Origin of the sequence: Micromonospora sp. WMMC264, from assembly GCF_027497275.1 — a bacterium.
Taxonomy (GTDB): domain Bacteria; phylum Actinomycetota; class Actinomycetes; order Mycobacteriales; family Micromonosporaceae; genus Micromonospora; species Micromonospora chalcea.
Window position 1 is genome coordinate 3,459,102 of the sequence record NZ_CP114907.1, and the last position, 12,275, is coordinate 3,471,376.

A 12,275-nucleotide genomic window follows, 5' to 3' on the forward strand; every position below is an offset into this window, starting at 1 on the left:
CGCACCCCGACCGGAACGGCGGCCGGCGCCCGGCGCCGGCGGCGATTCAGGCAGAGGAAGGGGAGCGCACGTGGCTTCCAGCAGGGACCGGCAGCGCAAACTGGCGCGGGCCAAGCTCGACCGGCAGCTCGCCCGGCGGGCGGCGGCCGCGAAGCGCCGCCGGCAGATCCGGGCCGGTGTGGGCGCCGCGGTGGTGCTCGTGCTGATCGTGGCCGGTTCCGCCTGGGCGCTCGGCGCGTTCGACTCGGAGCCGGAGAAGCAGGCCGCCGAGGACGTCTGCCTCTGGACCGCGCAGGACGGCGCCGTCAACACCAACCTCAAGGACGTCGGCGAGCCGCCCACCACGGGCCTGCCCACCTCGGGCACCCGGCCGATGACGATCACCACCAACCAGGGTGGTCCGATCACCGTCGAGCTGGACCAGACCGACGCGCCGTGCGGCGCGGCGAGCCTGAGCTACCTGGCCGGCCGCTCGTTCTTCGACAACACCACGTGCCACGAGATCACCGCCGAGGGCGCGCTGCGCTGCGGCGACCCGACCGGCACCGGGCTCGGCGGACCGACCTACTCGTTCTTCGACGAGAACGTGCCGGCCGCGCCGGAGCCCAGCCCGTCGGCCTCCCCGGCCCCGGGGCAGCCGGCGACGTACCCGAAGGGCACGGTCGCCATGATCGGCAACCCGCCGGGTAGCAACGGCAGCCAGTTCCTGATCTTCTTCAAGGACGCCAGCCCGGAGAAGCCGGCCTACTCCGTGGTCGGCAAGGTCACCGGCGGGCTCGACGTGGTGGAGAAGATCGGCGCCATGCCGACGGAGGACAATGGCAACGGCGCCAAGGTCAAGCCCAAGACGCAGATCCTGGTGCAGAGCGTCACCGTCGGCGAGCCGGGCGCGGCTCCGGCCGACAGTCCCGCGCCCTCGCCGAGCGCCAGCGCGGGCTGACCGACCCAGAGTCGGCGGCAGCCCGCCGGCTCACCCACACGTGACCGGCGGCGCGCGCGCCGACCCCAAACGCAGCAGGTGAGGAGTGACCGTGACGTCCACCAGAGACCGCCAGCGCGCGGCGGCGCGGGCCAAGCTCGAGCGGGAGATGGCGGAGCGGGCCGGCAAGGCCCGCAAGCGCCGGCAGACCCAGGCGATCGTCGGCGCCGCGGCCGTGCTGGTGCTCGTCGTTGCCGGCACGGTGTGGCTGGCCACCTCGCTCGGCGGCGACGACGACGAGCAGACCGGCGGCACGACCACTGCCGACGCCGTGCAGTGCGCGTACACGGAGGTGCCCAAGGAGGGCCGGCCGCCGCAGATCAAGGACGTCGGGCTGCCGCCGACCCAGCAGGCCGGCAAGGGTTCCCAGACGATGACCATCGACACCAACCTGGGCCCGATCACCGCCAAGATCGACCGTGCCGCCGTGCCCTGCACCGCGGGCAGCTTCACGCACCTCGCCAGCAAGGGCTTCTTCGACAACACCAAGTGCCACCGCCTGGTGACCGAGGGCATCAAGGTGCTCCAGTGCGGCGACCCGAGCGCCACCGGCAAGGGCTGGCGGGACACCGACGGCACCGGCGGGCCCAGCTACAACCTGGCCGAGGAGAACCTCCCCACCAACAAGCGCCCGCCGTACCCGGAGGGTGTCATCGCGATGGCCAACTCCGGGCAGCCGGGCAGCACCGGCAGCCAGTTCTTCATCGTGTACGGCGACTCGCCGCTCGACCCGAACTACACGGTGCTGGGCACCATCACCGGTGGCATGGACGTGGTGAAGCAGGTCGCCGCGGCCGGTGACGACGGCGCGTTCGCCAAGCAGGCCGGCGGTGGTCACCCGAAGAAGGAGATCACCATGACCAAGGTGACGATGAGCCCGGTCGAGGGCGGCTGACCGCACCGGTACGACGACGAAGCGCCCGCCGGCTGATCGCAGCCGGCGGGCGCTTTCGCGTACGTGGTGGCTCAGGCCCCGGAGGTGACCCGGTACGCGTCGAACACGCCGTCGACCTTGCGTACCGCGGCCAGCAGGTGGCCCAGGTGCTTCGGGTCGGCCATCTCGAAGCTGAACCGGCTCACCGCCACCCGGTCCCGGGTGGTGGTGACGGTCGCGGAGAGGATGTTGACCCGCTCCTCGGACAGCACCCGGGTCACGTCGGCGAGCAGCTTGTGCCGGTCCAGCGCCTCGACCTGGATGGCGACCAGGAACGTGGACGCCGAGGTGAGCTTCCAGCTGACCTCGACCACCCGCTCGGGCTGGGCGCGCAGGTCCTCGGCGTTGGCGCAGTCGTCCCGGTGCACGCTGACCCCGCCGGAGCGGGTGACGAAACCGAACACCGAGTCCGGCGGCACCGGCGTACAGCAGCGGGCCAGCTTGATCCAGACGTCGCTGACGCCGCGGACCACCACGCCCGGGTCGGCGCTGCTCTGCCGGCTGCGCGGCGGCCGGGTGGCGACGGCGGTCTCGGCGATGTCCTCCGCCGCGCCCTCCTCGCCGCCGTAGGAGGCCATCAGCTTCTGCACGACCGACTGCGCGGAGACCTGGCTGTCGCCGACCGCCGCGTACAGCGAGGCCACGTCGGCGAGGTGCAGGTCCCGCGCGATCGCCATCAGCGCGTCCGAGGTGAGCATCCGCTGCAACGGCATGCCCTGCTTGCGCATCGCCTTGACGATCGCGTCCTTGCCGGCCTCGATCGCCTCCTCGCGCCGCTCCTTGTTGAAGTACTGGCGGATCTTCGTACGCGCGCGCGGGCTCTTCACGAAGCCGAGCCAGTCCTGCGTCGGGCCGGCCGTGTCGGACTTCGACGTGAAGATCTCGATCACGTCGCCGTTGGAGAGCGTCGACTCCAGCGGCACCAGCTTGCCGTTCACCCGCGCGCCGATGCACTTGTGCCCGACCTCGGTGTGCACCGCGTACGCGAAGTCCACCGGCGTCGACCCGGTCGGCAGCGGGATGACGTCGCCCTTGGGGGTGAAGACGTACACCTCCTGGCTGGACAGGTCGAACCGCAGCGCGTCCAGGAACTCGCTCGGGTCCGCCGCCTCGCGCTGCCAGTCCAGCAGCTGCCGCAGCCAGGTCATCTCGTCGATGTGCGCCGGCGGGCCCACCACCGGCGTGCCCTTGTGCTCCTTGTACTTCCAGTGCGCGGCGATGCCGAACTCGGCGGTGCGGTGCATCGCGTACGTGCGGATCTGCATCTCCACCGGCTTGCCGGTGGGCCCGATGACAGTCGTGTGCAGCGACTGGTACATGTTGAACTTGGGCATGGCGATGTAGTCCTTGAACCGGCCCGGCACCGGCTGCCAGTTGGCGTGGATGACCCCCAACGCCGCATAGCAGTCGCGCACCGTGTCGACCAGGATCCGCACACCCACCAGGTCGTAGATGTCGTTGAAGTCGCGCCCCCGCACGATCATCTTCTGGTAGATCGAGTAGAGGTGCTTCGGCCGCCCGGTCGTCTCCGCCTTGATCTTGGCGGCCTTCAGGTCGGTGGACACCTTCTGGGTCACCTGGCGCAGCAGCGCCTCGCGCTGCGGCTGGTGCTCCCCGATCAGCCGGTTGATCTCCTCGAACCGCTTCGGGAACAGCGTGCCGAAGGCGAGATCCTCCAGCTCCCACTTGATCGTGTTCATACCGAGGCGGTGCGCCAGCGGCGCCAGGATCTCCAGCGTCTCCTTGGCCTTCTGCTCCTGCTTGGGGCGCGGCAGGAAGGTCAGGGTCCGCATGTTGTGCAGCCGGTCGGCCAGCTTGATCACCAGGACCCGGGGGTCCTTCGCCATCGCGACGACCATCTTGCGGATGGTCTCGGCCTTGGCCGCGTCGCCGAGCTTGACCTTGTCGAGCTTGGTGACGCCGTCGACGAGCAGCGCGACCTCGCCGCCGAAGTCGGCGCGCATCGCGTCGAGCGTGTACTCGGTGTCCTCGATGGTGTCGTGCAGCAGCGCCGCGACCAGCGTGGTGGTGTCCATGCCCAGGTTCGCCAGGATGGTCGCCACCGCGAGCGGGTGCGTGATGTAGGGGTCGCCGGACTTGCGGTACTGCCCCGAGTGCCACCGCGCGGCCGTGTCGAAGGCGCGCTGCAGCAGCCGCGCGTCGGCCTTGGGGTGGTTCTCCCGGTGCGTCGCGATCAGCGGCTCCAGCACCTCGCTGACCTGCGAGGTCTGCCAGGGCGCGTTGAACCGGGCCAGCCGGGCGCGTACCCGCCGGCCGGTGGGCGCGTTGGAGAGCGCGAACCCGCCGCTGGTCGCCGCGTCGGCGGCAGCCTCGGTCGGGAACGGCACCACGACCGCCCCGCCGTCGGCCGTCGCGTCGGGCGCGCCGCCGGTGGCGCCGGTCGCCCGGGCCTGCGGGTTGCCGCTGCGCTCGGTCACCGAGCCGTCCGCGTCGCCTGTCGGGTGCACCGTGCCCTCCACCGGAGGGACGACATCGTGGGACACCGGCCTCCTCACCGCTCGCCGGGATGCGCCGGCCGTTCGGCCGACGTCTGGTTCAACCGGCCCGGGGGCCGGTGTTGTTCCGCGCGGTCACCGGGGCCGGGCCCCGGCGCCTTCGCCGCCCCGGACACCTCGGCCGGGTCGGGCAAAGCGCAATGCTACCCGTACGCAGGGTACGCCACCGCTCCCCCGGACGGTCGGCGCCGACCGGCCCGACGGCCGGGGCCGGGTCAAACGGTCAACAGGGCGTGGACCGGACGCGGCGCGAGCCGCTTGCGGCCTTCCAGGAAGCCCAGCTCCAGCAGCACGGTGAACCCGGTCACCGTGCCACCGGCCCGCTCCACCAGGTCCAGCGTCGCCTCGGCGGTGCCGCCGGTGGCGAGCACGTCGTCGAGCACCAGCACGCGGTGGCCGGCGGTGAAGGCGTCCTGGTGCACCTCCAGCGTCGCCTCGCCGTACTCCAGCGCGTAGGAGGCGGAGTGCGTCGCCCGGGGCAGCTTGCCGGCCTTGCGCACCGGCACCACGCCGACCCCGGTGGCGTACGCGACGGCCGCGGCGAGCACGAACCCACGCGCCTCGATGCCGGCGACGGCGTCGAACGAGTCGCGCCCGTGGTACGCGATGATGCCGTCGATCACCTCACGGAACGCCGTACCGTCGGCGAACAGCGGCATCAGATCCTTGAACACGACACCCGGCTTGGGGAAGTCCGGCACGTCCAGCAACCGGCTGGCGACGAGCTGGGCGACCTCCGGGCCGCTGTCTCCGCGTACGCCCGTGGTGTGGGTCTCCGTCACAGTGCGTCCCATGTCCTCTCGAAACGACGACGGCGTCCGTCATGCCGTGACATCAGCATGACGGACGCCGTCGTCGCGACTACGTCCGGGCCCGTGGTTCAGCGGCGCTTGCCGCCGGGCCGGTTGCCGCCACCCCCGGCGGGTCGGCCGCCGCGGGCGCCGCTGGGACGCTTGCCGGCCGGGCGGGCGCCGACCTTGGGGGCGGCGCCCGCGAGCGCGGCGGCCTCCGGGTCGATCGGCGCGTCGGCGTCGGCAGCCGGGGCGGCGCGCGAGGCGCCCTTCGGGGTGATCTCGCCCCGGGCCAGCGCGGCCCGGCGGGACAGCACCCGCTTGTTGTGCGCGCTGATCCGCGGGTCCATGTTCTTCAGCAGCACCAACAGCGGGGTGGCCAGCACGATCGAGGTCAGGAACGCCACCGCCATACCGACGAACAGCACCAGGCCGAGGTCCTTCAGCGTGCCCGCGCCGAGCAGGCCGGCGCCGATGAAGAGCAGGCCGCCGACCGGCAGCAGCGCCACCACCGAGGTGTTCAGCGACCGCATGAGGCTCTGGTTGAGCGCCAGGTTGGACGCCTCGCCGTAGGTGACGTTGTTGTTCGCGGTGATGCCGCGTGTGTTCTCCTGCACCTTGTCGAAGACCACCACCACGTCGTAGAGCGCGAAGCCCAGGATCGTGAGGAAGCCGATGATCGTCGACGGGGTGACCTCGAAGCCGACCAGCGAGTAGATGCCGGCGGTGAGGACCAGGTTGGTCAGCAGCGAGGTGATCGCCGCGACCGCCATCCGCCACTCGAAGCGCAGCACCAGGTAGATCGACACCACCGCGATGAAGATCAGCAGACCGAGGAAGGCGCGGGAGGTGACCTGGCTGCCCCACGCCTCGGAGACCTGGCTGCCGCTGATCTGGTCGGCCTGGATGCCGAACTCCTCCGCCATCGCGGCCTTGGCCGCGTTGGCCTGCTCGGCGCTGAGCTGCCCGGTGCGCATCTCGTAGAACTCGCCGCTGGTGCTGCCGACCTTCTGCGCGCTCACCACCTCGACGCCGGGCGCCTCGTCGGCCAGCACTTCGTCGACGGTCTGCTCGGCCCGGTCCAGCGTGCCGACGCTGGCCGGCACCTGGAACGTGTTGCCGCCGGCGAACTCGATGCCGAGCTTGAAGCCGCTGATCGCGAAGCTGAGCACCGCGATCAGGACGAGGACGCCCGCCACGCCGAACCATAGGTTGCGGCGGCCGACGATGTTGAGATCCGCCTCGCCCCGGTAGAGCCGGGCGGCCAGACCGTTCTTAGCCATCTCAGGCCTCCTTGACACGCGGGTTGCGGGCGGTGCCCGACTCGGCCGACCGGGCCGGCAGAGCCCGGCCCAGACCGCTGACCCGCGGCGACAGGAACGCCCGGGTGCGGGCGAACATCGTCATGATCGGGTGGCGGAAGAGGAACACGACGACCAGGTCGAGCACTGTCGCCAGGCCGAGCGCGAAGGCGAAGCCCTTCACCGCGCCGACCGACACGATGTAGAGCACCACCGCCGACATCAGCGTGATCGCGTTCGCCGAGATGATCGTCCGGCGGGCCCGGATCCAGGCGCGCGGCACCGCGCTGCGTGGGCTGCGGCCCTCCCGGATCTCGTCCTTCAATCGTTCGAAGTAGATGACGAACGAGTCCGCCGCGACGCCCAGTGAGACGATCATGCCGGCGATGCCGGCGAGCGTGAGCGTGAAGCCGATCGAACGGCCGAGCACCACGAGCGCGCCGAAGACCAGCAGCGCGGAGAGCACCAGGCTCAGGAAGATGACCGAGCCGAGCAGCCGGTAGTAGAAGAACGAGTAGATGATGACCAGCAGCATGCCGATGCCGGCGGCCAGCAGACCCGCCTTGAGGTGGCTGTCGCCGAGCGTCGCGGTGACGTTCTGCTGCTCCTGCGGCTCGAACGTGACCGGCAGCGCGCCGTAGCGGAGCTGGCTGGCGAGCGCGTTCGCGGTCTTGTTGTCGAAGCTGCCGGTGATCTGCGAGTCACCGGTCAGCACGCCCTGGATCTCCGGGGACGAGACGATCTCGTTGTCCAGGACCACGGCGACCCGGCACTTGCCGTCCTGACCGAGCGCGGTCTGGTCGCAGGCCTGGCCCTCGTTGTTGAACGCCTCGCGGGTCAGCGCGGTCCACTTCTCCTGGCCCTTGCCGGTGAAGTTGAGGCTGACCACCCAGGAGCTGGTCTGGTCGAGCTGGGCGGAGGCGTTCTTGACGTCGGTGCCGAGCACCTTCGCCACGTCGAGGAGGTATTTCGCGCCGGACTCGCAGGCGACCGCCTTCTGCTTCTCGTCCTTGATCGAGGCGGCCGGGCGCTTGTCGAGCTGGGCGCAGGTGATGGTCGGGACGTTGAACTGCATCTCGACCGGCAGGACCGCGACCTCCTGCGGAGTGAGCGTGCCGAACGGCTTGAGCTTGTCGGCGAGCGTCGGGTCGGTGGTGAGGTCGGCCGGGGCCTGCAGGCCCGAGGCGGCGGCCCAGGCGGCCGCGCCGACCTTCTGCTCGACGGCCTTGCGCTGCTGCTCGATGCTCTGCGGCACCGGCTCGGCGCTGGCGCTGGCGCTGGGGGACGCGGCGCTCGGCGAGGCCGACGGGGTGGCCGAGGCGCTGGCGCTCGGGTTCGGGGCCATGCCGCCCTGTCCGCCGGCGCTCGGCGACCCGCTGACCTTGGGGCTCGTGGTCGCCTGCGGCGACGCGCTGCCCGACGGCGCCGGGCTGGCGGTACCGGACGGAGCGACGCTCGGGGTCGGCGCGGGCGCGGCGGCGGCGCCGCTGCCGTCGGTGGCCTTGAGGACCTTGCGGAAGCGCAGCTCGGCGGCGCTGCCCACGTCGGTCAGGTCCCGGTTCTGGCCGGGCAGGGAGATGACGATGTTGCGGTTGCCCTCGGTGACCACCTCGGCCTCGGCCACGCCGTAGGCGTTGACCCGGCTCTCGATGATCTGGCGCGCCTCCTCGAGGTTGCCGGCGGTCGGCGGCTTGCCGTCCACGGTGTTTGTGGCCTCGAGCGTCAGCCGGGTGCCGCCGACGAGGTCCAGGCCGAGCCGGGGCTCCAGCCGGTCCTTCCAGCCACCGCTGGCGCCGCCCGAGAAGAACACCAAAAGATAGAGGACGACGAAGATGAGCCCGAGCACGGCGAGCTGCCGTCCGGGCCGCATCTGTCCCTGAGGTGGTGCCACGGCTGTCCTGTCTCCCTGTACGGTCGCGCCGCTTCCGCGGCGGCGACAACTGTCGGGCCGGGGGTGTCCGCCCGACTGCTCCGGCGGATCGGCACCGGCCGACGGCACGCCGACCGGGGCACGGCGCGGGGGCGCCGCACGGCCTGGCCGGGTGCCGGCGCCGGGCGCCGACCCCAACTATCCACTTGTACCGATGATTCCGCTGCCCCGTCCGGGGCGGCAGTCACTCCTTGACCGGCTCGGCTTCCTCGCTGATCGTCTCGGCGGCCGGCGCCTCGGCGCGCTTGATCACGCGGGCCACGGCGGGGCGGGCATACCGGGTCTGCACCCCCGGGGCCACCTCCAGCAGGACGGTCTCGTCCTCGACCGCGGTGACAGTGCCGTGCAGGCCGCCGATGGTGACCACCTCGTCGCCCGGGGCCAGGGCGGACTGCATCTGCTCGGCCTCGCGGCGGCGCTTCTGCTGCGGTCGGATCATCATGAAGTACATGACGACGAAGAGCAGAGCGATCATCAGGATCGGCGTCAGACCGCCGGCTCCCCCGCCACTCGCTGCTGCGTAAAGCACGGTGTAGACCTTCCGGTTGGCCTCCGTCCCGGCGCCGGAGGGCGCCGCAGCGGAAGCGGATTCTCACGTCCTGTACAAACCGCGGCGAAGTCTAGTCCCTGCTCCTGAGAAGACCGAATGCGGCACAGATCACGAACGGATCACGGCTGGTCGGTCTGCACCGAGAAGAGATCGGGCCCCGAAGAGGTATCCGCACCAAATGTACCATTCGGCGGGTTGCGGCCCAGATGCCGCCAAGCGGCCTCCGTCGCCACCCGCCCCCGCGGCGTACGCGCCAGCAGGCCGGCCCGCACCAGGAACGGCTCGCAGACCTCCTCGACCGTGTCCGGCTGCTCCCCCACCGCGACCGCCAGCGTGGACAGGCCCACCGGGCCGCCCCGGAACGAGTCGACGAGCGCGGTCAGCACCGCCCGGTCGAGCCGGTCCAGGCCGAGCGCGTCCACGTCGTAGACGGTCAGCGCGGCCCGGGCGGTCTCCAGCGTGACCACCCCCTCGGCCCGCACCTCGGCGTAGTCGCGCACCCGGCGCAGCAGCCGGTTGGCGATACGCGGGGTGCCGCGGGACCGGCCGGCGATCTCGGCCGCGCCGTCAGCGGTGATCGGCACGCCGAGGATCCGGGCCGACCGGTGCAGCAGCGTCTCCAGGTCGGCCGGGGCGTAGAAGTCGAGGTGCGCGACGAAGCCGAAGCGGTCGCGCATCGGCCCGGTCAGCAGGCCGGACCGGGTGGTGGCGCCGACCAGCGTGAACGGCTCCACGTCGAGTGGGATGGCCGTCGCGCCCGGGCCCTTGCCGACCACCACGTCGACGCGGAAGTCCTCCATGGCGCTGTAGAGCAGTTCCTCGGCCGGCTTGGCGATCCGGTGGATCTCGTCGATGAACAGCACGTCGCCCTCGGCGAGGCTGGTCAGGATCGCGGCCAGGTCGCCGGAGCGCTCGATGGCCGGGCCGCTGGTCACCCGGATCCCCGCGCCCAGCTCGGCGGCGACGATGTTGGCCAGGCTGGTCTTGCCCAGGCCGGGCGGACCGGACAGCAGGATGTGGTCCGGCGGCGAGCCACGCCGCATCGCGCCCTGCAGCAGCAGGTCGAGCTGGTCCCGGACGCGGTCCTGGGCGATGAACTCGGCCAGCCGCTTCGGCCGGACGCTCGCCTCCGCGTCCCGCTCGGCGTCGTCGACGTACGCCGAGACCAGGTTCTCCCCGCTCATCGGGTCCGGCCCAGGAGGCGGATCGCCTGCTTGAGCAGGACCGGCACCGGCGGCGTCTCACCGTCCACGGTCTCCGCCACCGCGGCCACCGCCTGCTCGGCCTGGGCGGCCGTCCAGCCCAGCCCGACGAGGGCCTGGCGGACCTGCTCCGGCCAGGCGCCGGCGGTCACCCCGGCCGCGCCGTCGGCGCCCACCGGCACCGGGCCGATCCGGTCGCGCAGCTCCAGCACCAGCCGCTCGGCGCCCTTCTTGCCGATGCCCGGCACCCGGGTCAGCGCCGCGGTGTCGGCGTTGGCGATGGCCTTGCGGACCGCATCCGGCGTGTGCACGGCGAGCACCGCCTGGGCCAGCCGGGGACCGACCCCGCTGGCGGTCTGGAGCAGCTCGAACAGCTGCTTGGCGTCGTCGTCGGCGAAGCCGTAGAGGGTGAGCGAGTCCTCCCGGACGACCAGGCTGGTCGCCAGCCGGGCCGGCTGGCCCACGCGCAGCTCGGCGATCGTGCCGGGGGCGCACTGCACGGCCAGGCCGATGCCGCCCACCTCCACCACCGCGTGATCCGGGCCGGTGGCGGTCACCGTGCCGCGTACGCTCGCGATCATCGCGTCCCTCCTCGTCGGGCCCGCTGCGCGGCCTCGGCCAGCTTGGACCGGGTGCCGCCGCGCCACACGTGACAGATGGCCAGCGCCAGCGCGTCGGCGGCGTCGGCCGGTTTCGGCGGCTCGGGCAGCCGCAGCAGCCGGGTGACCATCGCCGTCATCTGCGCCTTGTCGGCCTGGCCGGAGCCGGTCACCGCCGCCTTCACCTCGCTCGGCGTGTACGTCGTCACCGGCAGCCCGGCCCGGGCCCCGGCGAGCACCGCGACGCCGCTGGCCTGCGCGGTGCCCATCACGGTGCGGACGTTGTGCTGGCTGAACACGCGCTCCACGGCGACCGCGTCCGGGCGGTGCTCGGCGACCAGGTCGGTGAGCGAGCGGTCCAGGTGCAGCAGGCGCAGCGGCAGGTCGTCGGCCGGGTCGGTGTAGACCACGTAGTAGGCCACGAGCGTGCAGGGGCGGCCCGGCACGCCCTCGACCACGCCGACCCCGCACCGGGTCAGCCCCGGGTCGACGCCCAGCACGCGCACGCCGCCTCCTCCCCGAGCCGCCAGCAGTACGTGTGTTCGACACACCCTACTGGTGCCCGCCGACGGCGGGTCGGCCGGACACGCCGGGCGCGGCCGGTGACGCGGCGCACCACACACCCGAGCGGTGGAGTATGTGTCGCCGCCCCATGTGCCAGGGGGCACCCGGCTCGTACGTTCATGCGCCATGACGGCAGAACCCGTGGTGGTCCCCCACGTCGTACACGTCGACCTGACCGGCCGTACCGCGCTGGTCACCGGCGGCGGCAGCGGCATCGGACGCGCCTGCGCCCTGCGCCTCGCGGCGGCCGGCGCGACAGTGGTGGTGCTGGACCGCGACGAGGCGGCGGCCGGGGCGGTGGCCGCCGAGGCCGGTGGCCGGGCGGTCGGGATCGACCTCGCCGACCCGGCGGCGGTGGACCGCCTCGACGTCGACGCCGACATCGTGGTCAACAACGCCGGCCTGCAGCACGTCTCGCCGGTGCAGGACTTCCCGGTCGAGCGCTTCGAGTACATCCAGCGGGTGATGGTCGAGGCGCCGTTCCTGCTCGTGCGCCGGGCGCTGCCCCGGATGTACGCGAACGGCTGGGGCCGGATCGTCAACATCTCCTCGGTGCACGGGCTGCGCGCCTCGCCGTTCAAGGCCGCGTACGTCTCGGCCAAGCACGCGCTGGAGGGCCTGTCCAAGGTGGTCGCGCTGGAGGGCGCCGCGCACGGCGTCACCGCCAACTGCATCAACCCGGCGTACGTGCGGACCGCGCTGGTGGAGAGCCAGATCGCCGACCAGGCGGCCACGCACGGCATCGGCGAGGACGAGGTGGTCGAGAAGATCATGCTGGCCCGGGCGGCGATCAAGCGGCTGATCGAGCCGGAGGAGGTGGCCGAGCTGCTGGCGTACCTGTGCTCCCCGCCGGCCGCGTTCCTCACCGGCGCCTCGATCGCCCTCGACGGGGGCTGGACGGCGAACTAG

General features: G+C 72.2%; 11 protein-coding genes. 3 read left to right on the plus strand and 8 right to left on the minus strand.

Annotated features, from left to right (window positions below; translation table 11 throughout):
- Positions 1 to 70 precede the first annotated feature (70 nt).
- Together O7542_RS14715 and O7542_RS14720 are read left to right on the plus strand one after the other, a co-directional pair.
- Complete coding sequence (locus tag O7542_RS14715; protein ID WP_064448526.1) at positions 71 to 940, plus strand: peptidylprolyl isomerase; 870 nt, start codon at positions 71 to 73, stop codon at positions 938 to 940.
- A 91-nt stretch (positions 941 to 1,031) separates the two neighbouring features.
- On the plus strand, positions 1,032 to 1,874 hold the full coding sequence (locus O7542_RS14720) for a peptidylprolyl isomerase (RefSeq protein ID WP_043330340.1): 843 nt from the start codon (positions 1,032 to 1,034) through the stop codon (positions 1,872 to 1,874).
- A 71-nt stretch (positions 1,875 to 1,945) separates the two neighbouring features.
- Here the strand turns inward: O7542_RS14720 and O7542_RS14725 are convergent, their stop codons facing one another.
- The 8 genes from O7542_RS14725 to ruvC form a co-directional block, all read right to left on the minus strand.
- The gene (locus tag O7542_RS14725) at positions 1,946 to 4,393 is read right to left on the minus strand and encodes a bifunctional (p)ppGpp synthetase/guanosine-3',5'-bis(diphosphate) 3'-pyrophosphohydrolase (protein ID WP_176722760.1); all 2,448 of its coding nucleotides are present in this window, start codon (positions 4,391 to 4,393) and stop codon (positions 1,946 to 1,948) included.
- Between the two features lie 251 nt (positions 4,394 to 4,644).
- Positions 4,645 to 5,211 carry an adenine phosphoribosyltransferase gene (locus tag O7542_RS14730; RefSeq protein ID WP_043324974.1) on the minus strand — a complete coding sequence of 189 codons (567 nt, stop codon included), beginning with the start codon at positions 5,209 to 5,211 and terminating at the stop codon, positions 4,645 to 4,647.
- A 98-nt stretch (positions 5,212 to 5,309) separates the two neighbouring features.
- Entirely contained in the window at positions 5,310 to 6,503 is a 1,194-nt protein-coding gene (gene secF / locus O7542_RS14735; RefSeq protein ID WP_043324975.1) for a protein translocase subunit SecF, read from the minus strand.
- A 1-nt stretch (position 6,504) separates the two neighbouring features.
- Complete coding sequence (gene secD, locus O7542_RS14740) at positions 6,505 to 8,412, minus strand: protein translocase subunit SecD (RefSeq protein WP_176722758.1); 1,908 nt, start codon at positions 8,410 to 8,412, stop codon at positions 6,505 to 6,507.
- A 223-nt stretch (positions 8,413 to 8,635) separates the two neighbouring features.
- On the minus strand, positions 8,636 to 8,980 hold the full coding sequence (gene yajC / locus O7542_RS14745) for a preprotein translocase subunit YajC (protein WP_036343450.1): 345 nt from the start codon (positions 8,978 to 8,980) through the stop codon (positions 8,636 to 8,638).
- Positions 8,981 to 9,120: 140 nt separating this feature from the next.
- On the minus strand, positions 9,121 to 10,185 hold the full coding sequence (ruvB, locus tag O7542_RS14750) for a Holliday junction branch migration DNA helicase RuvB (protein ID WP_043324977.1): 1,065 nt from the start codon (positions 10,183 to 10,185) through the stop codon (positions 9,121 to 9,123).
- On the minus strand, positions 10,182 to 10,784 hold the full coding sequence (gene ruvA / locus O7542_RS14755; RefSeq protein WP_043324978.1) for a Holliday junction branch migration protein RuvA: 603 nt from the start codon (positions 10,782 to 10,784) through the stop codon (positions 10,182 to 10,184). Before ruvA ends, ruvB begins: the two co-directional genes overlap by 4 nt.
- On the minus strand, positions 10,781 to 11,308 hold the full coding sequence (gene ruvC, locus O7542_RS14760; RefSeq protein WP_030502538.1) for a crossover junction endodeoxyribonuclease RuvC: 528 nt from the start codon (positions 11,306 to 11,308) through the stop codon (positions 10,781 to 10,783). The genes ruvA and ruvC overlap by 4 nt, the downstream gene beginning before the upstream one ends.
- Positions 11,309 to 11,492: 184 nt before the next feature.
- Between ruvC and O7542_RS14765 the strand changes: the two genes are divergently transcribed.
- Complete coding sequence (locus O7542_RS14765) at positions 11,493 to 12,275, plus strand: 3-hydroxybutyrate dehydrogenase (protein WP_030502539.1); 783 nt, start codon at positions 11,493 to 11,495, stop codon at positions 12,273 to 12,275.

Bases quoted from the DNA above. Each gene is read 5' to 3' on its own strand.
- ruvB (WP_043324977.1), bottom strand. From the start codon at position 10,185: ATGAGCGGGGAGAACCTGGTCTCGGCGTACGTCGACGACGCCGAGCGG.
- secF (WP_043324975.1), bottom strand. From the start codon at position 6,503: ATGGCTAAGAACGGTCTGGCCGCCCGGCTCTACCGGGGCGAGGCGGAT.
- ruvA (WP_043324978.1), bottom strand. From the start codon at position 10,784: ATGATCGCGAGCGTACGCGGCACGGTGACCGCCACCGGCCCGGATCAC.
- O7542_RS14765 (WP_030502539.1), top strand. From the start codon at position 11,493: ATGACGGCAGAACCCGTGGTGGTCCCCCACGTCGTACACGTCGACCTG.